Annotated in this window: 24 protein-coding genes and 1 pseudogene; 12 read left to right on the top strand and 13 right to left on the bottom strand. The window is 62.3% G+C overall.

Annotated elements, in window-relative coordinates:
* The 8 genes and pseudogenes from purU to QWJ46_RS25345 form a co-directional block, all read left to right on the top strand.
* Positions 1–238, top strand: a pseudogene (gene purU, locus QWJ46_RS25380) (formyltetrahydrofolate deformylase); the annotation flags it as partial.
* Positions 239–357: 119 nt separating this feature from the next.
* Entirely contained in the window at positions 358–3,297 is a 2,940-nt protein-coding gene (locus QWJ46_RS25375) for an aminotransferase (RefSeq protein ID WP_302754661.1), read from the top strand.
* A 520-nt stretch (positions 3,298–3,817) separates the two neighbouring features.
* Positions 3,818–4,012, top strand: coding sequence for a hypothetical protein (locus tag QWJ46_RS25370; RefSeq protein ID WP_003544544.1), 195 nt, complete (start codon positions 3,818–3,820; stop codon positions 4,010–4,012).
* A 125-nt stretch (positions 4,013–4,137) separates the two neighbouring features.
* Entirely contained in the window at positions 4,138–5,133 is a 996-nt protein-coding gene (locus tag QWJ46_RS25365; RefSeq protein ID WP_302754542.1) for a P1 family peptidase, read from the top strand.
* 110 nt (positions 5,134–5,243) lie between these two features.
* The gene (locus QWJ46_RS25360) at positions 5,244–6,773 is read left to right on the top strand and encodes an ABC transporter substrate-binding protein (protein WP_302754540.1); all 1,530 of its coding nucleotides are present in this window, start codon (positions 5,244–5,246) and stop codon (positions 6,771–6,773) included.
* Positions 6,774–7,077: 304 nt separating this feature from the next.
* Entirely contained in the window at positions 7,078–8,025 is a 948-nt protein-coding gene (locus QWJ46_RS25355; RefSeq protein ID WP_302754538.1) for an ABC transporter permease, read from the top strand.
* Between the two features lie 3 nt (positions 8,026–8,028).
* On the top strand, positions 8,029–8,889 hold the full coding sequence (locus QWJ46_RS25350) for an ABC transporter permease (RefSeq protein WP_302754536.1): 861 nt from the start codon (positions 8,029–8,031) through the stop codon (positions 8,887–8,889).
* Between the two features lie 23 nt (positions 8,890–8,912).
* Complete coding sequence (locus tag QWJ46_RS25345) at positions 8,913–10,304, top strand: amidase (protein WP_302754534.1); 1,392 nt, start codon at positions 8,913–8,915, stop codon at positions 10,302–10,304.
* On the opposite strand, the gene QWJ46_RS25340 is transcribed toward QWJ46_RS25345, so the two are convergent.
* From QWJ46_RS25340 to QWJ46_RS25330, 3 genes are all read right to left on the bottom strand, one after another.
* A complete protein-coding gene (locus tag QWJ46_RS25340) occupies positions 10,301–11,158 on the bottom strand; it encodes an NlpC/P60 family protein (protein WP_184458712.1) in 858 nt (285 codons plus the stop codon). The genes QWJ46_RS25345 and QWJ46_RS25340 overlap by 4 nt on opposite strands.
* 11 nt (positions 11,159–11,169) lie before the next feature.
* Positions 11,170–11,520, bottom strand: coding sequence for a MarR family transcriptional regulator (locus QWJ46_RS25335; RefSeq protein ID WP_302754532.1), 351 nt, complete (start codon positions 11,518–11,520; stop codon positions 11,170–11,172).
* Positions 11,521–11,694: 174 nt separating this feature from the next.
* Positions 11,695–13,086: a M17 family metallopeptidase gene (locus QWJ46_RS25330; RefSeq protein ID WP_302754530.1), complete on the bottom strand. Its 1,392-nt coding sequence runs from the start codon at positions 13,084–13,086 to the stop codon at positions 11,695–11,697.
* A gap of 141 nt (positions 13,087–13,227) precedes the next feature.
* Between QWJ46_RS25330 and QWJ46_RS25325 the strand changes: the two genes are divergently transcribed.
* Entirely contained in the window at positions 13,228–14,067 is an 840-nt protein-coding gene (locus tag QWJ46_RS25325) for a tetratricopeptide repeat protein (RefSeq protein WP_302754528.1), read from the top strand.
* A 39-nt stretch (positions 14,068–14,106) separates the two neighbouring features.
* Here QWJ46_RS25325 and QWJ46_RS25320 read toward each other — a convergent pair whose 3' ends face one another.
* The 10 genes from QWJ46_RS25320 to QWJ46_RS25275 all read right to left on the bottom strand — a co-directional run bounded on the left by QWJ46_RS25320 (position 14,107) and on the right by QWJ46_RS25275 (position 23,750).
* On the bottom strand, positions 14,107–14,739 hold the full coding sequence (locus QWJ46_RS25320; protein WP_302754527.1) for a LysE family translocator: 633 nt from the start codon (positions 14,737–14,739) through the stop codon (positions 14,107–14,109).
* Between the two features lie 128 nt (positions 14,740–14,867).
* The gene (locus QWJ46_RS25315; protein ID WP_302754526.1) at positions 14,868–15,854 is read right to left on the bottom strand and encodes a type II secretion system F family protein; all 987 of its coding nucleotides are present in this window, start codon (positions 15,852–15,854) and stop codon (positions 14,868–14,870) included.
* A gap of 15 nt (positions 15,855–15,869) precedes the next feature.
* Positions 15,870–16,877 carry a type II secretion system F family protein gene (locus tag QWJ46_RS25310; protein WP_302754524.1) on the bottom strand — a complete coding sequence of 336 codons (1,008 nt, stop codon included), beginning with the start codon at positions 16,875–16,877 and terminating at the stop codon, positions 15,870–15,872.
* Between the two features lie 4 nt (positions 16,878–16,881).
* Positions 16,882–18,357, bottom strand: coding sequence for a CpaF family protein (locus QWJ46_RS25305; protein ID WP_302754522.1), 1,476 nt, complete (start codon positions 18,355–18,357; stop codon positions 16,882–16,884).
* Between the two features lie 89 nt (positions 18,358–18,446).
* Complete coding sequence (locus QWJ46_RS25300; RefSeq protein ID WP_302754520.1) at positions 18,447–19,724, bottom strand: CpaE family protein; 1,278 nt, start codon at positions 19,722–19,724, stop codon at positions 18,447–18,449.
* Between the two features lie 14 nt (positions 19,725–19,738).
* Positions 19,739–20,497 carry a CpaD family pilus assembly lipoprotein gene (locus QWJ46_RS25295; RefSeq protein WP_302754519.1) on the bottom strand — a complete coding sequence of 253 codons (759 nt, stop codon included), beginning with the start codon at positions 20,495–20,497 and terminating at the stop codon, positions 19,739–19,741.
* Positions 20,494–21,990 (bottom strand): type II and III secretion system protein family protein, encoded by a 1,497-nt coding sequence (locus tag QWJ46_RS25290; protein ID WP_302754518.1) that lies wholly within the window; start codon positions 21,988–21,990, stop codon positions 20,494–20,496. The genes QWJ46_RS25295 and QWJ46_RS25290 overlap by 4 nt, the downstream gene beginning before the upstream one ends.
* Before the next feature lie 12 nt (positions 21,991–22,002).
* Positions 22,003–22,818: a Flp pilus assembly protein CpaB gene (gene cpaB, locus QWJ46_RS25285; RefSeq protein WP_302754517.1), complete on the bottom strand. Its 816-nt coding sequence runs from the start codon at positions 22,816–22,818 to the stop codon at positions 22,003–22,005.
* 109 nt (positions 22,819–22,927) lie between these two features.
* Positions 22,928–23,440, bottom strand: coding sequence for a prepilin peptidase (locus QWJ46_RS25280; protein ID WP_302754516.1), 513 nt, complete (start codon positions 23,438–23,440; stop codon positions 22,928–22,930).
* Positions 23,441–23,564: 124 nt separating this feature from the next.
* The gene (locus tag QWJ46_RS25275) at positions 23,565–23,750 is read right to left on the bottom strand and encodes a Flp family type IVb pilin (protein WP_302754514.1); all 186 of its coding nucleotides are present in this window, start codon (positions 23,748–23,750) and stop codon (positions 23,565–23,567) included.
* A 380-nt stretch (positions 23,751–24,130) separates the two neighbouring features.
* On the opposite strand from QWJ46_RS25275, the gene QWJ46_RS25270 reads away from it, so the two are divergent.
* The 3 genes from QWJ46_RS25270 (at position 24,131) to QWJ46_RS25260 (ending at position 25,871) form a co-directional block, all read left to right on the top strand.
* The gene (locus QWJ46_RS25270) at positions 24,131–24,541 is read left to right on the top strand and encodes a pilus assembly protein N-terminal domain-containing protein (RefSeq protein WP_064809269.1); all 411 of its coding nucleotides are present in this window, start codon (positions 24,131–24,133) and stop codon (positions 24,539–24,541) included.
* Positions 24,542–24,654: 113 nt separating this feature from the next.
* Positions 24,655–25,290 carry a TadE/TadG family type IV pilus assembly protein gene (locus tag QWJ46_RS25265; RefSeq protein ID WP_302754512.1) on the top strand — a complete coding sequence of 212 codons (636 nt, stop codon included), beginning with the start codon at positions 24,655–24,657 and terminating at the stop codon, positions 25,288–25,290.
* Positions 25,290–25,871, top strand: a complete 582-nt coding sequence (locus QWJ46_RS25260; protein WP_302754510.1) for a TadE/TadG family type IV pilus assembly protein — start codon at positions 25,290–25,292, stop codon at positions 25,869–25,871. The genes QWJ46_RS25265 and QWJ46_RS25260 overlap by 1 nt, the downstream gene beginning before the upstream one ends.
* Positions 25,872–25,877 lie beyond the last annotated feature (6 nt).

Genomic DNA, 25,877 nt, shown 5'->3' with positions numbered 1-25,877 from the left:
GACCGCCCATTACGTCACCGCCGATCTCGACGAAGGCCCGATCATCGAGCAGGACACCGCCCGCATCACCCATGCGCAGTCGCCCGACGACTATGTCTCGATCGGCCGCGATGTCGAAAGCCAGGTGCTGGCGCGCGCCATCCACGCCCATATCCATCATCGCACCTTCATCAACGGCAACCGCACTGTCGTCTTCCCGGCAAGCCCCGGAAGCTACGCCTCCGAACGCATGGGGTGAGTCGGCCGAGGCCGCGCATCTCTTTTGCTGGCAGACAACAATCTCCCGTTGCCTGCCGGCAGCAAGTATTTGATTATCGCGCTTAAGGGGTAATCGAATCATGCTGCGAGAGGGGTGTCATGACGGACGAGGCGCTTGTTGATCGCATGACGCTGCCGCGTCCCGACGTCACCGTTGCCGACGCGGAAGAAATCCTTCTTGGCCATTACAGCCTGTCCGGCACGCTTACTGAACTCGGCAGCCAGCAGGATCGGAACTACCGCGTGGACAGCGATCGCGGTCGATACGTCCTGAAGTTCTGCCATGCCGCCTACGAGACCCGCGAGCTGGAAGCGCAGAATGCGGCGCTCCATCACCTCAAGAGCCGGCAGGATGCGCCACGCGTTCCGAAGGTGATCGCCACGAATGACGGGCGGGAGATCGTCGCCCTTACCGTGCGCGGGCGGGGCTACCAGGTCCGGCTTCTGGAATTTCTGGAAGGCCAGGGGCTGACGGAGATGAGATATCTGGCGCCGGCGTCCGTCGCGGCGATTGGCGCGCTCTGTGCGAGGCTGGCGCAGGCGCTTGCCGATTTCGACCATCCCGGCCTCGACCGCAGCCTGCAGTGGGATTTGCGACGTGCCGGACCTGTCGCCGTCCAGCTGCTGTCCGCCATCACCGACAGCGCTGCCCGTGACCGGATCGCCAAAACCATGGTGATGGCCGTTCGCCGCATTCAGCCCCTGGCGCCGTCGCTTCGGCTCCAGGCGGTCCATCACGACGTCACCGGCGACAATGTCGTCGGCCATCGCGACGCCCATGGCCACACGATCCCTGATGGCGTAATCGATTTCGGCGACATCATCCGCGGCTGGCTGGTCGGCGACCTTGCCGTCACCTGCGCTTCGCTGCTGCATCAGGCGAATGGCGATCCGTTTCATATCCTGCCCGCCGTCACTGCCTATCAGGCGATCTACCCGCTGATCGACGAGGAACTGAAGGCGCTCTGGCCGCTGATCGTCGCCCGCGCGGTCATCCTCGTCGCCAGCAGCGAACAGCAGATGTCGATCGATCCCGATAACGACTATGTCCGCAGCAATCTCGACCGCGAGCGGGCAATCTTCGATACGGTGATGTCGGTTCCCTTCGAACTCATGGAAGCCGCCATCCTCAAGGCGGCCGGCGCGGATGTCGCCGCCCCGTCGGCATCAGCATGGCTGCCTTTGCTGCCCGATATCGATCCGGCTGCGATCGCCTATGTCGACCTTGGGGTGCGGAGCGCACATTTTTCTGCCGGCAACTGGCTGGACGCCGATATGGACTGGCGGCTGCTTGCCCGGGCTGCAACCGAAAACGGCACGGCAGCGACGCGCTATGGTGAATATCGGCTTTCCCGCGCTGCCCTTGGAAACGCGAGGGCACAGCCGACCTTCGCCCTGCATGTCGACATCTGCCTTGCTGCAGGAAGCGCGGTCGCGGCGCCCTTTGCCGGCCGTATCAGCTGGAAGGACCAGCATCTGACACTGACAGACGACAGCACGACCCTGCATCTCGACGGACTCGACCCTTTGATCGAGGGTGGGGTCGAGGACGGCGCCGTGATTGCCGCCGGCGATCCGCTCGGTTCGGTTTTCGGTGAGGCGTCCTCGCTCGGCGGCTTGCGCCTCCAGCTCTGCAGCGTTGCAGGCCTGGAGCCCCCGCTCTTTGCCACGCCGCGCGAGGCGGCGGCCTGGTCGGTGCTCTGCCCTTCGCCTTCATCCCTTCTCGGCCCGGGAGCCGATGCGCCGCAACCGGAGACCACCGAATTGCACGTCAGGCGGCAGGCGCATCTCGCCAGCGCCCAGAAGAACTATTATGCCGCGCCGCCGCAGATCGAGCGCGGCTGGAGGGAATATCTGTTCGATGTCGAGGGCCGCGCCTATCTCGACATGGTCAACAATGTCACGATCCTCGGCCACGGCCATCCCAGGCTGGCGGCGGCAATCAGCGCCCAATGGCTGCGGCTCAATACGAATTCACGCTTCCACTATGCGGCGATTGCGGAATTTTCCGAACGTCTCGCAGCGCTCGCGCCTGATGGCCTCGACGCCGTCTTCCTCGTCAACAGCGGCTCTGAGGCGAACGATCTGGCGATTCGGTTGGCGCAGGCCCATAGTGGCGCCCGCAACATGCTCTGCCTGCTCGAAGCCTATCATGGCTGGTCGGCGGCGAGCGATGCCGTCTCCACGTCGATCGCCGACAATCCGCTGGCGCCGACCACCCGACCGGATTGGGTACATGCGGCCGTTTCGCCGAATACCTATCGCGGCGCGTTTCGCGGACCGGACACAGCGGCGAGCTATCTCAGCGCCGTCAAGCAGATGCTCGAGACGATCGACGCCGGCGGCCAAGGCCTTGCCGGCTTCATCTGCGAATCGGTCTACGGCAATGCCGGCGGCATTCCGTTGCCGGAAGGGTATCTGAAGGAGATCTATGCCGAGGTGCGCGCCCGCGGCGGGCTCTGCATCGCCGACGAGGTGCAGGTCGGTTACGGCAGGCTGGGCCATTATTTCTGGGGCTTCGAACAGCAGGGGGTCGTGCCCGATATCATCACCATCGCCAAGGGCATGGGCAATGGCCACCCGCTCGGCGCCGTCATCACCAGACGGGAGATTGCGCAGTCGCTGGAGAAGGAGGGGCCTTTCTTCTCCTCCACCGGCGGCAGCCCGGTCAGCTGCGTCGCCGGCATGACGGTGCTCGATATCATGGCCGAGGAGAAGCTGCAGGAAAATGCCCGCACGGTCGGCGATCATCTGAAGGCGCTGCTTGCCGCGCTGATCGACCGGCACCCGATCGCCGGCGCCGTCCACGGCATGGGTCTCTATCTCGGCCTGGAATTCGTCCGCGACAGAACGACGCTGGAGCCGGCGACGGAAGAGACGGCGGCGATCTGCGACCGGCTTCTCGAGCTCGGTATCATCATGCAGCCGACCGGCGATCACCAAAATGTGCTGAAGATCAAGCCGCCGCTCTGCCTCAGTATCGAAAGCGCGGATTTCTTCGCAGACATGCTGGAAAAGGTACTCCAGGAAGGCTGGTGATCCATGCTTTCGGGCGTTAACCAAATCGGTCATTTCGAGGCATCTCGATTTTAACGACCGGGCCCATTGCCGGAACCAGAAAGACTTCCTATTTCTGCTGCGGCGATCGAAAGAGTTTCGATTCTGTCATGCGAATTTTACGAAGAGCTGATATGTTTCCTTCTGTAAGTTCGGGCCAGGATGGAATGAATTTTTTCGAATCGTCGATATTTTGACATGTTTCGGAATATGTTTCCGACAGGCCGTCGGGTAATCTCTACTAAGTTAGTAGATATTGAAAGACAGCCATCACCGGCCCCGGCTCTTCCGGGACCATCGAGCGCAACGCCAACGAAAGGAACGAGACATGATAGACATCGAAATTCTCGCCACTCTCCTTGGGCGATCTGTGCTTGGCAATGACCGTCCGGGCGCCCTCTCCCGCCCGAACTGTCGAATGTGACGTTCGTCCTCCTTTCAACGGTACCAGACAAGTCAATTCGCCATGGCTGCGCATGCCCGCGCGGCAGGAGTTCTATCTATGAAGAAGCAAGTTATCGAATATGCTGGCGTTCCCGTCGGCATCGTTATCCCCGACGAAGACCGGCTGAAGTTCATCGCCGTGAAATTCCATGTCCACGACCTCGACGAGCAGCGGTTCGGTTCGCCCGACGAGGTGCGGCTGGCCATCCACGACCTGATGACCCGCCGTCATCCGAAGCCGCTTCATGCCTGACGGCATGCGGCCGCTAACGACTTTCGCGGCTTTCTGATGTGACCGGTCCTGCCAAAAGGGCCGGTCTTGTTTTTTGAAGGCAATTGCAGTCCTATCGGCCGGATCAGCGCCACCAGGATCAGCCCTTGCCCGATCTTCTCAATCTGCTCACCGACATCGAAGGCGTTTCCGTCGGCCATGCGACCGACCTCGCGCTGGGATCCGGCGTCACGGTCATCGTCTTCGACGAGCCGGCGGTCGCATCCGGCACGGTGCTCGGCGGCGCGCCGGGCGGACGCGACACCGGTCTGCTCGACCCGTCGATGACCGTCAGTGCCGTCGATGCCTTCGTGCTCTCGGGCGGCTCGGCCTTCGGGCTCGATGCGGCCGGCGGCGTGCAGGCCGGCTTGCGCGAAGCCGGCCGCGGCTTTGCCGTGGGTACGGTGCGAATACCGATCGTGCCGCAAGCGATCCTGATGGACCTGCTGAACGGCGGCGACAAGGATTGGGGCCTTCACTCCCCCTATCGTGAGATGGGTTATGCGGCATTGAAGGCCGCGACGAAGGGCGTATTTGCGCTCGGCACCGCCGGCGCCGGCACCGGGGCGACGACGGCCACATTCAAGGGCGGGCTCGGCTCGGCCAGTGCCGTCAGCAGCGCCGGTCATCGCATCGCTGCGATCGTCGCCGTCAATGCGCTCGGTTCGGCAACGATCGGCGACGGGCCGCATTTCTGGGCAGCACCCTTCGAGAAAGACGGCGAATTCGGCGGGCTCGGCATGCCTGCGACGACCGATCACCGGATGCGGCTCAAGGGGATGAGCACGCCGGCCACGACGATCGGCGCTGTCGTCACCGACGCGCAGCTGACGAAGGCGGAAGCGCATCGGCTTTCACTTGCCGGTCATGGCGGCCTTGCCCGGGCGCTGCTGCCGGCCCATCTACCGCTCGACGGCGATACCGTCTTTGCCGCTTCGACCGCCAAACATTCCAGAGACGACATGGCAAGCCTGATGGAACTTTGCCACCTCGCCACTATCGTCACGGCGCGAGCGATCGCGCGCGGCGTCTATATGGCAAGCGCCCTTCCGGCCGAAGGCGCGCAAACAGCATGGCGAGACCGCTATCCCCAGCGCCGTTGATTGAATAGGGTCGCAACCTCGTAGAATGGCGGAGACACGTGAATGCAGATCCTGGCGCTGATGTATTTTCGACGAGCTGATGGGGACCGAATCATGTGCCGGGGGTTATGATGAACAAGGTTTCGTTTGCGTCTTCGGCGCGCTTCATCAAGCGGCTTGCCCTCGGTGCTGCGCTGTCGGCCGGTCTCATGATGACGGCAATGACACCGGCGGAAGCGGCCAAGACCACTCTCAATCTCGGCATGAGCGTCGAACCGGCAGGCCTCGACCCGACCATTGCCGCACCGGTCGCGATCGGCCAGGTCACCTGGCAGAATGTGTTCGAGGGGCTGGTGACGATCGATCAGACCGGCAAAGTCCAGCCGCAGCTGGCGAAAAGCTGGGAGATTTCGGCCGATGGACTGATCTATACCTTCAAGCTGCGGACCGGCGTCAAATTCCATGACGGCGAAGCCTTCGACGCCGCCGCCGCCAAATTTGCGCTCGACCGCGCCCGCGGCGCGGATTCGGTCAATCCGCAGAAGCGCTTCTTCGCCTCGATCGCCTCGGTCGAGACGCCGGATGCCGAAACGCTGGTGCTGCATCTCACGGCGCCGACCGGTAGCCTGATCTATTGGCTCGGCTGGCCGGCATCTGTCATCGTCGCCCCGAAGACGGCCGACAACGACAAGGTCATGCCGATCGGCACCGGTCCCTTCAAGTTCGCCAGCTGGACGAAGGGCGACAGGGTCGAACTCGTCAGGAATGGCGACTACTGGAACAAGGATGCGTCTGCCAAGCTCGACAAGGTGACCTTCCGCTTCATCGCCGATCCGCAGGCGCAGGCGGCCGCGCTGAAATCCGGCGATCTCGATGCCTTTCCGGAATTTGCCGCGCCCGAGCTGATGAGTTCCTTCGACGGCGATGCCAGACTCATCACCAAGGTCGGCAATACCGAACTCAAGGTCGTCGCCGGCATGAACAATGCGAAGAAACCCTTCGACGACAAGCGCGTCCGCCAGGCGCTGATGATGGCAATCGACCGCCAGACGGTGATCGACGGGGCGTGGTCCGGCCTCGGCACACCGATCGGCAGCCATTACACGCCGAACGATCCGGGCTACAAGGACATGACCGGCGTGCTGCCCTATGATGTCGAAAAGGCGAAGGCGCTGCTGACTGAGGCCGGCTACCCCAACGGCTTCACCTTCACGATCAAATCGCCGCAGATGGCCTATGCGCCGCGCAGCGCCCAGGTGATGCAGGCGATGTTTGCCGAAATCGGCGTGACAATGAACATCGAGCCGACGGAATTTCCGGCGAAATGGGTTCAGGACATCATGAAGGATCGCAATTTCGACATGACGATCGTCGCCCATGCCGAACCGCTCGACATCGACATCTACGCACGCGATCCCTATTATTTCAACTACAGGAACCCGGCCTTCGATGCGCTGATGAAGAAGGTCCAGGAGACGACGGATCCCGCCGCACAAAATGCGGTTTACGGCGAGGCGCAGAAGGTTCTCGCCGAAGACGTGCCGGCGCTCTACCTCTTCGTCATGCCGAAACTCGGTGTCTGGGACAGGAAGCTGAAGGGGCTGTGGGAGAACGAGCCAATTCCGTCGAATGTGCTGTCGGGGGTTTATTGGGAGGAGTGAGCGGCGGGTTCGGACGAAGAGGCAAGGGGATGATCGGAGGGAAACCGCATAACGAAGCACTCAATGCAGGTGGCAACTCCCTCCATCCCTCATTCCTGTGCTTGTCACAGGAATCCAGCGCGCCCAAGTCCTTGGGCGCAGGAGACTCCCCAGTCTGGCTGAAAGTTATTCACGGCGCCGACGCGCCGTGGCTGGATTCCTGTGACAAGCACAGGAATGAGGATGGGTGGGGTGGTCGCCGCATTCCCTCGAAAGCGAGTCGAGCAGGCCATCCCCCAAAAGCCACACCGAAAGCGTGGCACGCATGATCTCACTGCTCGCCCGCCGCTTCGCCGGCCTTATCCTCACGCTCGTCATCGTCTCGCTGCTGATCTTCGCCGTCATGGATCTTCTGCCCGGTGACCCCGCCTCGATCATGCTCGGCACCTCGGCAAGCCCGGAAACGCTGGCAGCGCTGCGCCACGAGCTCGGCCTCGACCAGCCGCTCATCCTGCGTTACGGACAATGGCTCGCCGGCGTGCTGTTGGGCAATCTCGGCCAATCTTACACCTATGGCGTTCCCGTTGCGGGATTGATCGTCGAGCGGCTGGCGGTGACGCTGCCGCTGGCACTGATGGCAATCGTGCTGTCGGTGACGATCGCCCTGCCGCTCGGCGTGCTGGCCGCTTCGCGCCGCGGCGGGGTCTTCGCCATCATCGCAACGCTCTTTTCGCAGATCAGCATCGCCGTGCCCTCCTTCTGGATGGCGCTGCTCTTGATCATCCTGTTTTCGACGATGCTCGGGCTGATGCCGGCAGGCGGCTTTCCCGGCTGGAAAGACGGGTTTCTGCCGGCGTTGCAGGCGCTTGTCATGCCGGCCGTCGCGCTGGCGATGCCGCAGGCCGGCGTGCTCACCCGGGTGGCGCGTTCGGCGGTGCTCGAGACGATGCATGAGGATTTTGCCCGCACCGCGGTGGCCAAGGGACTCTCGCGCAGTGCGGTGCTGTGGCGGCATGTCGTGCCGAATGCGCTGATCCCGATTCTGACGATAATCGGGCTGCAATTCACCTTTCTCGTCGCGGGCGCGGTGCTGGTGGAAAACGTCTTTAACCTGCCGGGGCTCGGCAGGCTTGCGCTTCAGGCACTCTCCCAGCGGGACATCATCGTGATGCAGGATGTCGTGCTGTTCTTCGCGGGTTTGGTCATCGTGGTGAATTTCATCGTCGATCTCTCCTATCTCGCGATCGATCCCAGGATGAGAAAGGCGGCCTGAAGCATGACTTCCGTCTTTTCCGCCACCATCATCAGCCGCCGGGCTTTAAAACTTAGCCGGCGAATTAACTTGATATCCGGAGTGGTGATCATTGGCCTGCTGGTCGCCGTTGCTCTGCTATCGCTCGTCTGGACGCCGCTGCCGCCGGCGAAGATGCAGATCATCCATAAACTGCAGCCGCCGCTTGCCTTCGGCCTGCTCGGCACGGATCAGTTCGGCCGCGACGTGGCATCAATGCTGATGGCGGGATGCTGGAACTCCCTGTCGGTCGCCATCACCGCGGTTGCGATCGGCGGGACGCTCGGCTCGATATCAGGCATCTCCGCCGCAGCGATCCGCGGTCCAGCCGAAGCGCTGCTGATGCGCATCTGCGACGTCATCTTCGCCTTGCCGCCGATCCTGTCGGCCATGGTGCTCGGCGCCTTTCTCGGGCCGGGGCGGTTCACTGCGATCACCGCGATCGCCGTCTTCATGATTCCGGTCTTTGCACGGGTGACGCTGGCGACCTCGCTGCAGGCCTGGAGCCGCGATTATGTGACGGCGGCGCGCGCCATCGGTAATACGCGCCTGACCATTTCGCTGCGCCATGTGCTGCCGAATATCATCAGCCAGATCATCGTGCATGGGACAATCCAGCTCGGACTGGCGATCCTGACCGAGGCCGGTCTCAGCTTTCTCGGGCTCGGCATGGCGCCGCCGGCGCCGACATGGGGCCGGATGCTTGCGGATGCGCAAACCTATCTGGCGCTGGCCCCCTGGCTGGCGGTCCTGCCCGGCCTTGCCATCGCGCTGACCGTCCTCGGCTTCAACATGCTCGGCGACGGCTTGCGCGACCTTCTCGATCCACGCGAGGCCAGCCGCTGATGTCCTTCCGAAATAGAACGCCGATGGCCGAAACCGACCTTACTATCCGTGAACTCAGGCGACGCTTCGCCGATAAGAGCCTCTCGCCGCTCGAATACTGGCTCTCCCTCGAAGACCATATCGCCGCCTGGGAGCCGTCAATCTCAGCACTCTACCTCTACGACCCTGAGGCGGCGCGCGTGCGGGCGAAAGCTTCGACGGAGCGCTGGGCGAAGGGACAACCGCTCGGCGCGCTCGACGGCATCCCGGCAACGCTGAAAGAACTGATCGCGACGAAGGGCCAGCCGGTGCCGCTCGGCACCAGGGCGGTGGAACTCAAGCCGGCGGAGGCCGACGCGCCGGCTGCCGCGCGGTTGCGCGAGGACGGCGCGGTGATCTTCGCCAAGACCACCTGTCCCGATTACGGCATGCTTTCTTCCGGCCTGTCGAGCTTTCATCCTCTCAGCCGCAATCCCTGGAACATCGCGCAGAATCCCGGTGGATCGAGCGCCGGCGCCGCGGCCGCGGCCGCGGCTGGTTACGGGCCGCTGCACATCGGCACGGATATAGGCGGTTCGGTACGGCTTCCTGCCGGCTGGACCGGCATCTTCGGCTTCAAGCCGAGCCACGGGCGCATTCCGGCCGATCCCTATTATGTCGGGCGCTGTCTCGGCCCGATGACGCGCACCGTCGAGGACGCCGCTTTTTCGATGGCGACGCTGTCACGGCCCGACTGGCGCGACGGCACGAGCCTGCCGCCCAACGATTTCGACTGGATGGATTTCGTTGTCGACATCTCCGGCATGAAGATCGGCCTGATGCTCGATGCCGGCTGCGGGTTTGCTGTCGATGATGAGATCAGGACCGCGGTCGAATCGGCGGCGAAACGTTTCGAGCAGGCCGGCGCGACCATCGTTTCCGTTCAACCGGTGCTGACGCGCGCGATGCTTGACGGGCTCGACACGTTCTGGCGCGCCCGCCTGTGGAGCGATATCGCAGGGCTCAACGAAGAGCGGCGCGACAGCATCCTGCCCTATATCAGGGATTGGGCGAAGGCCGGCGCCGATATCAGCGGCGTCGATGCCGTCAGAGGCTTCAATCAGACGATCGAAATGCGCAGGAGCTGCGGACGGCTGTTCACCACGGTCGACGCCCTGCTTTCGCCGACCAACCCGATCGTCTCTTATCCGGCCGAATGGGCATCGCCGACCAACGATCCAGCGAGGCCCTTCGAACATATCGCCTTCACCCTGCCGTGGAACATGTCGGATCAGCCGGCCGCCTCGATCAATTGCGGCTTCTCCCGGTCGGGCATGCCGATCGGGCTGCAGATCGTCGGGCCACGTTTCGACGACATGCGGGTGCTGAGACTGTCGAAAGCCTTCGAGGATTGGACCGGCGGCGTGAGCGTCTGGCCGCAGCCGCCGATCCCTTAGCTAAACGGGCGGCGATAGCCGGTCGGCCGTTGGTACAGCGAGCCGATGCGCTCGACGGCCGACTCGAAATTCTCGCGCGCCACCGTCATGCTGTGGCCGTTGGCGTGGAGAATGGTTTGAGGATCTTCGAAAATGGCGACATGGCCCTTCCAGAATACCAGGTCGCCGCGGCGGATTTCGGAGCGGTCGATCGGTTCGCCGAGTCCGGCCGCCTGCATGTCGGCATCACGCGGCGCCGATCTGCCGGTCATCAGCATCGCCAGCTGGATGAGGCCGGAGCAATCGATGCCAAGGCCGGAGCGGCCGCCCCAGAGATAGGGTGTCTCGAGGAAACGGGCGGCGATCGCGACATAATCGGCACCGTCGAGAGCGCCGATCGGCTGCACGTGTCTGGCGAAAATCGCCGTGCCGTCCGTCAGCACCACGTAGTGATTACCGCGCACCTCCGCCTCGCCGGCGACGTGAACGCGGCTTCCCATCGACAGGATGGCCCGGTGCGGTTTGCGCAGTTCCGGCTCCGGATAGAGGAAGGTGCGCTGTACGGTGACGATGTGGGTCGGCGCCGGCCCGGTTTGCGCGAGCGCCTCCGCCTTGAGATAGCCGACATAGCCGTCGGAGGCAGCTTTCACCCAGCACCAGCCGTCGGCGCGATCGAAAACGGTCACATCCTCGCCGAGGAGCAGTTCCGTATCGATGCCGCGGGCAAGTTCCGGCTCAGGGCGCAGGGCGGCGACGGGAAGGGCAACACGCGCTGCGGCGCCTTCCACGAAGCGCGACGCCTCCACCTTGCCCTCGAGCCCCGCTTCCGCGAGATCCGGCCGATAGGCATGCAGGCGGCGGTCGAGCATCGTCATTTGTGTTCCTTTCAGATCGGCAGCCGACGGCCCTGATCCCGCACCAGATCGCCGAGCTTTTCCAGGTAAAGCGCACCGCCGATGGTACGTTTGATGATCACATTGCGGCGGTCGGCATCGTCGCGCACGCGATCAACTAGGCCCATCTCACCCATCGTATCCAAGGCGCGGGTAATGACCGGCTTGGTGACGTTGAGCGTGGCGGCAAGCCCGCGCACCGTGTGGGGCGGCGGCACGAGATAAATATGCAGCAGGATCGCCATCTGGCGCAATGTCAAATCGCGGTCGTCATGGCGAACCTGATCGAGCGCCACGCCATGCCAGAGCCCCAGCGCCTGCGAGGCGGTCAGTTCGATCGGCACGGCCCCTCCGGAAAATCGTTACGCTAGCGTTTCATTTTCCGGCAGTTGCAATGGACATGCAAGAGGGTGGCGAGAACTGCCGCCCCGCAGGGTGAATAAAATTTTAACGATCGGCCGCGAGGCGCAGCGCGAGACAGCGGTCATGCGATGCGCCTGAGCACTAGCCAGGCGGCGTCAGCGCTGGCTGGTGCGGATATGATGAAAGAGCGCGCGGATCGCCTGTGCTTCGCCGCCGCCCGGCGAATGTGGCCGTTCGGACGGTGCCCAGCCATAAATGTCGAAATGCGCCCAGCTCTTGGTTTTGCTGACGAAGCGTTTGAGGAAAAGCGCGGCGGTGATCGACCCAGCCATGCCGCCGGCCGGGGCATTGGTCAGGTCGGCGAATTTGGCGCGGACATCCCTTTCATAGCCGGCATAGAGCGGCAGGCGCCAGATCGGATCGTCTGTCTCCAGGCTTGCTTCGGTCAGGTCATGGGCCAGATTGGCATCATCGGTGAAGAAGGGCGGCAGGTCCGGACCGAGGGCAACGCGGGCAGCCCCTGTCAGCGTCGCCATGTCGATCAAAAGTTCGGGCTCTTCCTCGTCGGCATAGGCAAGCGCATCGGCCAGGATCAACCGGCCTTCGGCGTCGGTATTGTCGATCTGGACGGTCAGGCCCTTGCGGCTGCGATAGATGTCGCCGGGGCGGAAGGCATTCGAGGAGATCGCGTTCTCGACGACCGGGACGATGACGCGCAGATCGACCTTCAGCTTGGCGTCCATGATCATCAGGGCGAGTCCCATGACATTCGCCGCGCCGCCCATATCCTTCTTCATCAGCAGCATCGAGGCGGCAGGCTTGATATCCAGACCACCGGTATCGAAGCAGACGCCCTTGCCGACGAGCGTCACCTTGCGATGGCCCTTCTTGCCCCAGCGCAGCTCAAGAAGACGCGGCGCGTCAGCGCTGGCGCGGCCGACGGTATGGACGAGCGGGAAATTCTGCTCGAGCAACTCGTCGCCCTTCACAACTGATATTTCCGCCTTGTAATGTGCGGCCAGGGCGCGGAAGGCGGCCTCGAGCTGGTCCGGCCCCATATCGTTCGTCGGCGTATTGATGAGGTCGCGAGCAAGAAAGACGCCGGCGAGTTGGCGCTTGATATCGGCGCCGTCAGCATCGCGGGGGATCATCAAGGTCGCTGCCGACGACTTTTCCGATTTGTAGCGATCGAAACGGTAGCTGCCGAGCCCGAAGCCGAGGGCGAGGCGATTTGCCGTCAGCGGCGCGGTCTCGATGTGCCAGTCGCCGGCAGGCAGCGCACGGGCCAGCCTGCCTGTGATGTAAGGCTGTTCGGACGGGTTGGTGCCGAGGCCGAAAAGCGCACCGCCGAGCTGGCCGTCGGCAGTCGGGATCAGCAAAAGCGAACCGCTTTCGGCCTTGTAGCCCGCCTTGCGCGCCCAATCGAGCGCAATCGGATCGATCGTGGCGGTCTCGATATGGGCAGGCGTGACGGCAAAGATCGGCAGCGTCGAGCCACCCTTCGTGTTGAAAGGAGTCGGTCTTTCGATGAACTGATAGGGGGCCATGATTGTCCTTCGGCGGTCGTCAGGAATCGTTCCTTAACGGTCTGTTAGGGTTAACAGACTATTGCTGGAGCGAAGATTGCGTCAAACCTTTCCCTGTTCCGCTTCGAGGTCAGGCGCCGATTTCGGAATCAGGAACGCAACATGCCTGCCTCGCGCATCACCATATCTGCCAACCGTATCCTGCAGGGTGCTGCAGCGTCGCTGATCATCCTTGCGCTTGCCGGCTGCTCGACGACGGCCAAGGACCGGATGACGACAGGCTCGGTGCCGAAGCTGACCAAGCCGGTCGAAGAGATGGATGCGACCGAGCTGCGCTCGGCGACGGATCGGATCGGCCAGGCCTATGAAAAGAACCCGCGCGATCCCGTCAACGGCGTCAACTACGCCAACCTGCTGCGCATGAGCGGCCGCGACGCGCAGGCGCTCGCCGTCATGCAGCAGGTGGCGATCGCCAATCCGGGCGACCGCAATGTGCTGGCCGCCTACGGCAAGGCGCAGGCGGCGGCCGGGCAGTTCCAGCAGGCGCTCGACACGATCGGCCGCGCCCAGACACCCGATCGTCCCGACTGGAGGCTGATCTCGGCCGAAGGCGCAATCCTCGATCAGATGGGCAGGGCGAGCGAGGCACGGCAGCGCTACCGCGACGCGCTCGACATTCAGCCGAACGAACCTTCGATCCTTTCCAACCTCGGCATGTCCTATGTGCTGACCGGCGATCTGCGCACGGCCGAAACCTATCTGCGCTCCGCCGCAGGCCAGCCGACCGCCGACAGCCGCGTCCGGCAGAATCTTGCCCTCGTCGTCGGCCTGCAAGGGCGTTTTGCGGAAGCGGAACAGATCGCGCGGCGGGAACTTTCGCCGCAGCAGGCCGATGCCAACGTCGCCTATCTCCGGGGCATGCTCTCGCAGCAGAATTCCTGGCAGAAGCTCGCCGCCAAGGACAAGACGCCGAGCGCAGCCGATGGCAGCAACACCAACTGACCTCGTGATTGCCGGATGATCAGGCCTTCTCCGGCTGATCTACCTGACGCTGAGGCCCGAAAGGATGAGCCGCAGACCAAGGCCGCCCATCACCGCACTGGCGGCCCGGTCGATCCAGACCTTGGCACGGAGATAGAGCCGCCGCGGGTGGCGGGCCGAAAAGGCGAGCGCCACGATCGAATACCACCCCGCCTCCACCGCGAAAACGCCGACCGGCAGCGCGACAAGGAGATCGAGCGGCACCGTCCGCGGCAGAAGCGCCGCAAAGAGGCTGGCGTAGACGATGATGGTCTTCGGGTTGCTGAGCTGAGTCAGCAGTGCGGTGATGAAGCTGCGCATGGGCGCGCGATGGCCATTGACGGCATCGGAAAGCTCGATCGGCTTTGCGGCGCCTCGCCAGATATTGACGGCGATGTAGAGGAGATAAGCCCCGCCCGCCACCTTGAGCAGCACATAGAGCCATTCGAATTGCGACAGCAACGCCGTCAGACCGGCGAGCGCCAGGCCGGCGAAAACGACGCCGCCGGCGCCCATGCCGAATGCGGCGGCAAGTCCATCCAGCCGCGAACGCGAGATGGCGATTCTGGAGACGACGACGAAGCTCGGGCCGGGGCTCATCGCGCCGATGACCAAGGCTGCCATGATGCTGATGAAAATGCCTGCGGAAGACATCGGAACCTCTCTTTCGTGATCGGATTGCGCTGGAAAAAGCGGCGGTCACTTCCGCGCTCCCCGACCGCCCAATCCCGTTTACCAGCTATGCGAGCGCCGGTCACGCGGGTCGAAGTGGCCTCCTGCGGTCAGAACCTGTCGGCCACCTGGATGCCGGCCGGGCCGAGGATGACGGCGATCAGCACCGGCAGGAAGAACAGGATCATCGGCACCGTCAGTTTCGGCGGCAAGGCGGCCGCCTTCTTTTCCGCTTCGTTCATCCGCTCGTCGCGTCCTTCCTGGGCCAGAACGCGCAGGGCCTGCGCAACCGGCGTGCCGTAGCGGTCCGCCTGGATCAGCGCCTGGGTCACCGAACGCACTAGCTCAAGCTGCGTGCGTGCGGCGAGATTATCGAGCGCCACGCGGCGATCCGGCAGGAAGGAGAGTTCGGCGGTGGTCAACACCATCTCCTCGGCAAGCGGCGGCGACTGCTCGCCGAGTTCCTCCGACACGCGACGCATCGCCGCCTCCATCGAGACGCCGGATTCGACGCAGATCAGCATCAGGTCCAGCGCATCCGGCCAGGCGCGCTTGATCGAGTGCTGACGCTTGCTCATGCGGTTGGAGATATAGATATTCGGCGCATAAAAGCCGAGATAGGCGATGCCGATGACGGCGAGCATACGCATGGGCATGCCGCGATCAGCAAGGCCGCCGAGACCGAAGACCCAGAAGGCGGCAAGCGCGAGGAAGAGAAATGGCAGCAGGAAGCGTGCGACGAGAAAGGTATTCAGCGCGTTTTCCGAGCGAAAACCGGCGGCGCGCAGCTTGTTGACGGTGTTTTCGTCGACAAGCGCCTTACGCAGGTTGAAGCGTTCGACGATCTGGCGGACCGAGCGGTTGTTCTGGTTCCTGAGCGAAGCCTTGCCGGCGCCTGGCTCGGTGTTTATGCGGGCGCGTTCGCGGGCGCGGATCTGCTCGCGCTCGGTCGAGACCGCTTTCATGCGCTTGTTGAGATCGCCGCGCTCGAAGAAGGGGATGGCGATCGTGTAAAACGTCGCGAAGACGGCGATCGCGACGAAAACAGCGATCAGCATGCTCGGATTGGTCAGCGTTGCGGCAAGATCCTGCGACATGGTGCTTCTCTCCCGCTAGATGTCGAAATTGACCATGTTGCGCATGACGAGGATGCCGATCGACATCCAGACCGCCGAGGCGCCCATGATGAAATGGCCGCGCGGATCGGTGAAAAGGACGATCATGTAGTTCGGCGACGTGAGGTAAACGAGGGTCGCGACGATAAAGGGCAGAGCACCGATGATGACGGCGGACGCCTTGGCTTCCATCGACAGCGCCGAGACCTTGGCCTTCATCTTCCTGCGCTCGCGCAGCACCTTTGACAGGTTGCCGATCGCTTCGGAGAGATTGCCGCCGGCCTGCGACTGGATGGCGATGACAATCGCAAAGAAGTTGACTTCCTGGAGCGGCATCTGAAGCGTCATGCGAGCGCAGGCGTCGGGAATGCTGAGGCCAACCTGCTGGGCCTCGATCACCCGGCGGAACTCGCTCTTCACCGGTTCGGTACCTTCGGTGGCGATAAGGCGGATCGCATCGTTGAGCGGCAATCCCGATTTGATCGAACGGGTGATGACATCGAGCGCATTGGGGAACTCGTTGAGGAACTTGTTCTGGCGGCGCTTGATCAGGAAACCAATGACCCAACGCGGCAGACCGAGTCCGGCCACGAAAGCGATGCCGATCATGATCATCCAAGACGTGCCGATGATGAAAGCCATGAACAGCAGCACCGAAGCGAAAATGGCGCTGAAGAGATAGAACTGCGTCAGCGTGACCGTCAGGCCGGCCTGCACCAGCCGCGATTTCATCGACAGGGCCTTCTTGGTCTTTTCGTTCTGGCGCTTTTCTAGATCCTTCAGGTTGTCCTGCACCGATTTGCGCCGCTTCGACATCTCCTGCACCCGGTCGCGGGCCGCCTTGACCTTGGCGCGGTCGACCTCGGCCGATTTGACACGATTGATGCGGCTTGCCGATTTCTTGTCGGCCTCGATCCGGGAAAACAACAGGGCATAGGCGACCGCCGCGGCGGAGACAGCGGCGAGGACGACGATTGCCAGGACTACCGGATCGAATCCGAACATCACCCTATTCCTTCGATTTCGCTTCCATCGCGTCGAGGGCGGCGGCCAGCCGCTTTTCCTCGTTGAAGTAACGAGCCCGATCCCAGAAATGCGGTTTGCCGACGCCGGTCGACATGTGCCGGCCGATCAGTCGACCGCCCGCATCTTCGCCATCGATCTCGTAGCGCATCAGATCCTGGGTGATGATGACGTCGCCTTCCATGCCGATCACCTCGGTAATCTGGGTAATGCGGCGCGAACCGTCGCGCAGGCGTGCCGCCTGGATGATGACGTCGACGGAGGTGGAGATAATCTCGCGGACCGTCTTTGCCGGCAGCGAGAAACCGCCCATGGCGATCATCGATTCGATACGGCTCAGGCATTCGCGCGGCGTGTTGGCGTGGATCGTGCCCATCGAGCCGTCGTGACCGGTGTTCATCGCCTGCAAGAGGTCGAAGACTTCAGGTCCGCGCACTTCGCCGACGATGATGCGTTCGGGACGCATGCGCAGGCAGTTCTTGACGAGATCGCGCATGGTGATCTCGCCCTCGCCTTCGATGTTCGGCGGGCGCGTTTCGAGACGCACGACATGCGGCTGCTGCAGCTGCAGTTCGGCCGTGTCCTCGCAGGTGATAACACGCTCATCCCGATCGATATAATTGGTGAGGCAGTTCAGAAGCGTCGTTTTACCCGAGCCCGTGCCGCCCGAGATGATGACGTTGCAGCGCACGCGCCCGATGATCTGCAGCACGGTCGCGCCTTCCGGCGTGATCGCGCCGAAACGGACGAGCTGATCGAGCGTCAGCTTGTCCTTCTTGAACTTGCGGATGGTAAGCGCCGGTCCGTCGATCGACAGCGGCGGCGCGATGACGTTGACGCGCGAGCCATCGGGCAGGCGCGCGTCGCAGATCGGGCTCGATTCATCGACGCGGCGGCCGACCTGGCTGACAATGCGCTGGCAGATCGAGAGAAGCTGCGCATTGTCGCGAAACCGGATTTCTGATTCGATCGTCTTGCCGCCGACTTCGATGAAGGTCTGGCCGGCGCCGTTGACCATGATGTCGGCGATGTCGTCGCGCGCCAGCAAGGGCTCCAGCGGACCGTAGCCCAGAACGTCATTGCAGATATCCTCGAGCAGTTCTTCCTGCTCGGAGATCGACATCGCGAAGTTCTTGATGGTGATGATGTCGTTGACGATGTCGCGGATTTCCTCGCGCGCGCTTTCGCCATCGAGCTTGGAAAGCTGCGAGAGATCGATCGTGTCGATCAGCGCGGAAAATACCTGCTGTTTGGTATCGTAATATTCGTCGGTGCGAACCGGTCGCTTGCGCTGCGGCGCCTGCATCGGCGGCGGCATCACCTGCTGGCGCGAGGGTTCGCGCTGGGGTTCGACGAGGACGGCAGGAGAAGAGGCCACGGCGGCAGCGGCCGGGGTCGGCGGCGGCGGAGCTATTGCGCCTCCGGCCTTTCCGAAACCTTCGTTTCCGCGTTTTCCAAACATGCCGCTTAATCCGATCTACTCTATCTTTTTGTTTTCACGCAATTCCGGACGCAAAACCGCTGCACACTTTTGCTGGAATTGCTCATCATCTACTTCCGCTTCAGGAGGCCGAGCAGGCCGCCCTTCTTCACCTTCTTCATGGCGACCCGGCCGGTGACGATGTGCGATATCTGCGAAAAGGTCTCGGCCGTCGGCGACTTCGGATCGACTTCCGAGATCATCCGGCCGCTGTTCGCGGCGTTGCCGAAGAGGTTAATGTCAAAGGGAATGATCGCGATCGGATCGGCCTCCAGCGGCTCACAGAAATCCGACGGCGATATCTCCGGACGTTTCGGCATGCCGACCTGATTGAGGATCAGATGCGGCGGCTTGTCATTCGGCCGCATCTTGCGCAGCGCGTCCAGCATGTTTTTGGTGTTGCGCAGGTTGGCAAGGTCGGGAACCGCCGTGATGACCACCTCGTCGACGCTCGCCAGCACCGAGCGCGTCCATTCCGACCACGCGTGCGGAACGTCGAGCACGGTGATGGGCGCGCTGCGCTGCAGGACATCGAGCACCGGCTGGAAAGCCTGGCCATCGAAATCATAGGCGCGGTCGAGCAGCGAGGGTGCGGCAAGCAGGGAAAGGTGCTCGGAGCATTTCGTCAGCAGGCGGTCGAGAAAGACCTCGTCGAGCCGATCAGGCGCAAAGACCGCTTCGGCGATGCCTTGCGCCGGATCCTGATCGAAATCGATATTCGCCGTGCCATAGGGCAGGTCGAGATCGGCGAGTATCGTCTCGGTGGAGAAAAGATTGGAAATGCCGAAAGCGCAATTATGCGCGATGGTCGAGGCGCCGGTACCACCTTTCGAACCGATGAAGGCGATGCTGCGGCCGAGCGGCTCGGCTTCCGGATCAACGAAGATCGAGGCCATCGCCGTCAGAATGTCGGGCATGGCGACCGGCTGAACCATATATTCGGAAATGCCGTTACGGATGAGTTCGCGATAGAGCCCGATATCATTGTAGTAGCCGACGATCACGACCTTGGTGGTCGGGTCGCAGACGGCGGCGAGCGGCGCAAGTTCGCCGAGCAGACTTCCCGAATTGGCTTTGGTCTCGAGGATGATCAGGTTCGGCGTCGGCGCGGCGGCGAACATATTGGCGGCAGCGGCTATGCCGCCGCTGGTGATGCGCATGCTTACCTTCGCCATGCGCCGATCATTGGCGCAGCGTTCCATGACATGCTGCAGGGGCTCGCTTTCGCAAAAGGCGTGAACGGAGATGCGCGGCAACGGCCGCATAGTTTCCAGATCCGCCATCCGCACCGCCTCTTCGGCGTGGCGAAGTTCGCTGGGGTTCCTGATTTCGTATTCGATCGCGCTCATAGTCCCGTTCCGCCTCAGAAGCTGCTGTCGCTGCCGGCAACATCCTCGATCGTCGTTGTCGTCGTCCGGTATTCCTGGATTGCGTTGTTGCGCCGCTGTGCATCGATCGGGGTCATGCCGCGAGGCGCCACCAGGTCCTCAGGATTGGCGATCTGGGCGGCGAGGTTGTTTTGCGAGGCGCAGCCGAAATTATAATAATTCTGGTTGGCGAGGTCGTTCGAGATATCCTTCGGCCACTGGCCGCACTGCGTGGTGATCGCGGTCGTGCCGGTAAAGCTCAGCCGGATCGGCGCGGCATCGCCGGCGCCGGCAGCCGCATAGGAGGTATTGATGATCTTCGAGCTTGCGATCCCTCTTGTCGTCAGCTCGGCACGCACCTGGTTGCGCAACTGATAGGCAGCCGCGGAATTGGGCGAACCTTCCGGCGACAGGACATAAACCGGGCCCGAGGCGCGTGAAATGTAGTTTGCAGCAAAGCCGCGGATGAGGTCGCGCTGGGCGATGGTCAGGCGGCGGTCGGTCGAGGCGACGGGTATATCCACCGTCTGCTCGGCCTCGGTGACGATAATCGGATGGCGGGCGCGGTAGTCGTCAGGAATCCCACCTGTCGTCAGCTGGTCATGCGGACCGGCGCATCCGGAAAGGATCGCCACCGACATGACCGCCGTGGTGAAAAGCGCCCGGGAGTAACCGAGGCGGTGTGTCGTCGCATTGATATGGGCCATCGCCTGATCTCTGTTCTGTGCCATTGCTGCCGATCGTGCCCCGCTCATTTGTAGATGAACCCGATCGAGCCGTGGAACTGCGCGTCGGCGACGGGCGCCTCGCGGCGGCCGTAGACCTTGTTCACACGGTTGAGGAAGAAGGTTGCGCCGTCATTCTCAGGGCTGAAATTGTCATCCGGCCGGTTGAGCTGATTGCGCGCCACCGGACGCACCAGATAAGGGGTCGCGATGATGACGAGTTCGGTTTCCTGACGCTCGAAGCCCTTCTGGCGGAACAGCGTGCCGAGAAGCGGGATCTTCGAGACGCCGGGCGTGCCGCCCATCGTCTGGGAAACATTGTCGCGGATCAGACCGGCCAGCGCGATCGAGCCGCCTGAGGGCAGTTCCACCGAGGTCTCCGCTGAACGGCGCTGATAGGTGGCGTTGCCGCTGCCGGCCACCGGCTCGGAGACGTTGGTCTTGATCTCCAGGCTGATGCGTCCAGACGACAGCACCACCGGTTTGAAGGCAAGGTTGATACCGTAATTGAAGGGAACGACGGTGACGTTGCCGTCATTGTCGGTCGTCGAATACAGCTGCTGGCCGCCGGAATTGAAGGTCGCCGCCTGGCCGGATATCGCCGTCAACGTCGGCTCGGCCAGGGTCCTGACGACCTTGGCCTGCTCCAGCGCGTTGAGATAAGTCGAAATGTCGTATTTGCCGATCGAGCTCTTGAAGAGCGCCGCCAGGCCACCGCCGACGGTGGCTGTGGCGCTGTCGGCGCTCGGAGCGCCAAGCTGAGCAACCGTCATGCCGGAGGAATTGGAGACGAGATTGTCGAAGCCGAGTTGCTTCAGCACCTCGCGGCGAACCTCGGCGATCGTCACCTTGAGGGTGACCTGGTCCTCGCCCTGGATTTGCAGGAGGTTGACGACCTGCGACGTCTGGCGGCCTTCGGCAAAGAGCGCCACCGAGCTGTCGCCACCGGTGCCGGATGCCGTCTCGGTTCTCGTCGTCGCTTCGCCGCCCTTCAGGAAGACCTGCGCCAGATCGGCCGCCTGGGTGGCATCCTGCGGGGTGCGCACGGTGCCGGTCAGCACGATGTTGTCGGAGACGATTTCGACTTTGATGTTGGAGTCGGGAATGAAACGGCGGAGATTGGTTTCAAGGCCGGAGACATCGCGCTCGATCTCGATGTCGAGATTGACGACCTCCTGCCCGCCGGCGCCGAAGACAAAGATATTCGTCTGGCCGACCTTCTTGCCGAACAGGTAGATGCGCCGGGAAGTGCGGGTCACGGCATCAGCCATTGTCGGGTCGGAGACGAGGATATCATGGGCATCCTCCGGCAGATCGACGACGACGGCCTTGTTGAGCCCGAGCTTCAGCCGGCGATGGGCGTCGGGGCCGGTCTGCGAGATGCGGACAAGGCTTTCCGCGGCACGCGCCTCACCGACAGCGAGAAGCGGTCCGAAGGAGGCCGGTGCCATGCCGGTCGCGCCGACTGCCAGCGAAAGGCAGCCTGTCAGGAGAAGCTTGGCGCGCCGCGTTGAATTACCCATTTGCACGTCCCTTTACTCCGCCTTCGGCGCTGCGCCGGCATCCGTCACGATGGAGCCCGACTTGATGACCTGAATGATCGCGCTGCCGTTGTCGCCGCTCAGCAGATAGTCCGCCGCACTGGTATCCTGCTCCTGCGCATCGGCGACGGAGCGCAGAGCGAGCGAAAGCCGGTCAGCCATCTGCTGGGCAACAGCGAGAACCTTCGTCTGGTCCGGGGTCAGTTCCAGCGTTGCGGTCGTGCCGACCACGGTTTTGGAGCCGTCGTCCTTTTCCTGGATCTGCTGGTCGATGGCGAGAACGCGCACATTGCTCAGCACGGTTTCGGTGATGAGCTTGTTGGCCTCGGTGCCCTTGCGGACCATGATGACATCGACGCGATCATTCGGCAGGATGAAACCGCCGGCGCCCGTTGCCACAGATATCTCGGTCGCGACGGCGCGTTTGCCGGCCGGCAACAGCGAGGACAGAATGCGGCTGCTGGAATCGGCGACCTTTTCGGGCCGGATCGGCTCGCCTTCGAAGATCGGCAGACGCACGACGGCGCCTTGCAGGTCCTTGATCGCATCCGGCTTGTCAGCCTCGGTGATGAAGCCCTGGACCACGCCGCCCTGCGGCCAGGGCATCCAGTGCACCGATTTCTCATCGAGCCTTGCCCCGACCGGCAGATTGCCGCTCGAAACGAGGATGTTGACGGTGGGTTCTTTCTCGATAACCGACTGCACCCGCGTGACGACGCCGCCGCTGCCGGCCATGCGCATTGCCAGGAGCCCGGCGAGGCCGGCTGCCGCCATGGCGACAGCGAGAATTATAAGGCGGGCCGGTTTCATCGATCATTCCTCAGGGCACGATATATTCGCCCTGCAGAATGCTCAGCAATTGGTGTAATTATGGTTAATGGAATGCTTACATTTTAAGTTAACGGGCATTTAAAATGCGTTATTTCAGGCTTTCCAGCGCAGCGATGAAGAGCGGCGAGGACGGGAAGGCCATGTAGCCGCCGATCGCGATGGCGATGCCGTAAGGGATCTTCTTGGCGAGCAGCAAAGAGTTCGGCACCGGCAGTCCGATCGCAAGGATGGTATTCGACTGTCCCCTCACCATCAGGATGAGCAGGGTAAGGAGGCCGCCGATAATGGCAACATCGGTTATCAGGAAAAGCAGGGATTCGTTCAGGCCGAACCAGAGCGCGGTGGCAGTCAACAGTTTTGCGTCTCCGCCGCCCATTACATTAAAGGCAAAAAGAGCGAAGCATGCGGTAAAGACGATCGCGCCGGCGGCAAGATGCATGCCGATTGCCTGCAGGCCGAGACCAAAAAACGGCGCCAGTGCGAGGAAAGAGACAACTAGGATCAGGGAAACACGGTTCGGGATGGTCATGGTGAACAGATCCGAGAAGGCCGCCATGGCGAGGCAGAGTGGCAGTATTACAAAGGCTGCAGCTGCGATCATGCGTATACCCGATCATAGCAAGATGCGAAAAGGCTCACGGCCGTTCAGCGCGTGAGCCCGCTCGATAGACCAGCCAGATCAGATCCGACCAGAATCAGGGAGGTGCCGCCTCGCGGCACTTCGCTTAGTTCGCCTTCGCAGTGGCGTCGTCCATCTTGGTGCTCAGACCTTCGAACGTGTTGCCGATCTTCTCGCCGAGGGTCGTGGCGCCGGCGATGAGCGCTACGGAAATGAGAGCTGCGATCAGGCCGTATTCGATTGCGGTCGCGCCGGATTCGTCCTTCAGAAAACGGCTAAAAAGCTTGGTCATGGGTACTCCTAACTCCAGTTGATGTTCAGCACGTCCGCCAACTGTTGCCGTTGATCGGATGAACCGCAATCTAATGAATGGGCGTTTCCATCGGCTTAAGAAAAAGAGTTAACCGCATGTGAAAGCCGCCAGAGGCTCCTGCAGGGTAAGCTTTACCTTATTCATTTCGCTCGATATTTAATGATATTCAGAGGTTAACGACCGGATTCATCCGGAAATAGCACAGGCACCGCATCCAGCCGCGACACACCCCGGCCCGAGCCAGTGCCAAATCAGATCATCCTGCTTCACCGCGAAACAGCATGGTGTGTTTAAGGCTTCATTCACCATTTTTTTCCATTCTATGCGCCTATTGCGCTGTGATCGTGAAAGAGGACCAAATGTCATCGAGCGGCAAAACCATTTTCTTTGCCGGCATGATCGCCGTTTCCGGTATTTCGGGAGTTTCCTCGGCCGCAGACGATGACATGCTGCGCGTCTATATGGATCACGCGCGCGTCTTGAAGCTCGACCGCCCCGTCAGCAAGGTCATCGTTGGCAACGCCCAGGTCGCCGACGCGACCGTAGCCGATGCCAAGACGATCGTGCTGACAGGACGCAGCTTCGGCACCACCAATCTGGTTCTTCTGGATGCCGACGGCAACGCGATCCTGGACGAGCGCATCCTTGTGTCGATAGACGAGGGCAACACGGTGCGCGTCTACCGGCAGACCGAGCGCTCCGTGCTGTCCTGCACGCCCAATTGCGAGCAGCATGCGCAGCAAGCGGCCGCCGGCACCACGTCACCCTGATCGGCCCGGCTCGGATCTTCTGCCATTCGTTAAAATCGTCGTATCGACCTGAAACGGAAAATCAACGAACGGACCCTAGTGTGGCAGACAGAGATGTCGCTCGGGTCCAGGCAATGACGGTAGTTGATCAGAAGACGGATAGGGAGCGCGCCTTCGCGCCGAACCGTTTCTCCCAGTTTCGCGCTGTCGCCCGCTCGCGCGACGGCGCAGCGGCGATCGAATTTGCCTTGCTTGCCATCCCGTACTTCCTGGTAATCTTCGCGATCCTCGAAACCTTCATCGCCTTCGCCGCCGAAGAACTCGTCTCCAACGCCGTCGATACGATGAGCCGCCGGATGCGGACCGGGCAGATCACTTACAATCTCGGCCGTACGACCGATATGAGCCGGACGCAATTCCGCCAGGCGTTCTGCAACGAGATCTCGATCCTGATCAGCTGCTCGACCAGCGAAGCTGCCACGCCGAGCAAGCTTTACGTGGATGTGCAGACGTTCGGCACCTTCTCGGCCATTCCGACGACGATCCCCAAGGTTTCCAGTGACCGATACGCCGACATCAACACCGCGGCCTTCAAATATACGCCTGGCGGGGCCGGCACGATCAACATGCTGCGCGCCTACTATCGATGGGAAATCATCACGGATCTGGTCCGGCCCTATATCACGACGATCCGTCCGTCCGACGGTTCGATGCCGACGCAATATCTGATTATCGCAACCTCCGCCTTCCAGAACGAGCAGTATCCATAATGGCGATGCGCAACCCGTTCACCAGACTGGTACAGCAGGCGCGTCGGCTGGCGCGAGAACGCAAGGGCGCCGGAGCGATCGAATTCGCGATTCTCTTTCCCGTGCTCATCATGCTCTATATCGGCGCTTTCGAGATCACCATCGGCCTCAGCGTCAGCAAGCGGGCGACACGCGCCGCTGGTTCGATCGCCGATCTCATCACTCAGCAGCAATCCGTCACGAAGAGCGCGCTCGCGCAGATGCCGTCGGTCGCAACGGCGATGTTCGTGCCCTACAATTCAACATCGCTGACGCTGAAAATCACCGGAATTTCAATCGACGCCGGCGCCAATGCGAAAGTGCTCTGGTCCTGGGCGCAGGACGGAACGGCGCCTTACGCCAAGAATGGGACGGTGAGCGACGTGCCGGCCGATATGAAGACGGCAAACAGCTTCCTCGTTCGGACCGAACTCAGCATCCCCTATACGATGTTCCTGTTCGCGCCGAACTTCATGCCGGATGGGATGCGCACGATTACCATCAGCCGCAGTTACTTCTATCGCCAGCGGCAAGGCGACTCGATCCCCTGCGGCGACTGCTGACCCCTT

The organism is Rhizobium sp. CBN3 (assembly GCF_030518245.1).
Lineage (GTDB): Bacteria > Pseudomonadota > Alphaproteobacteria > Rhizobiales > Rhizobiaceae > Rhizobium > Rhizobium aethiopicum_A.
The sequence above is the reverse complement of the archived record's forward strand: the minus strand, read 5'-3'. Positions and strand labels throughout refer to the sequence as shown.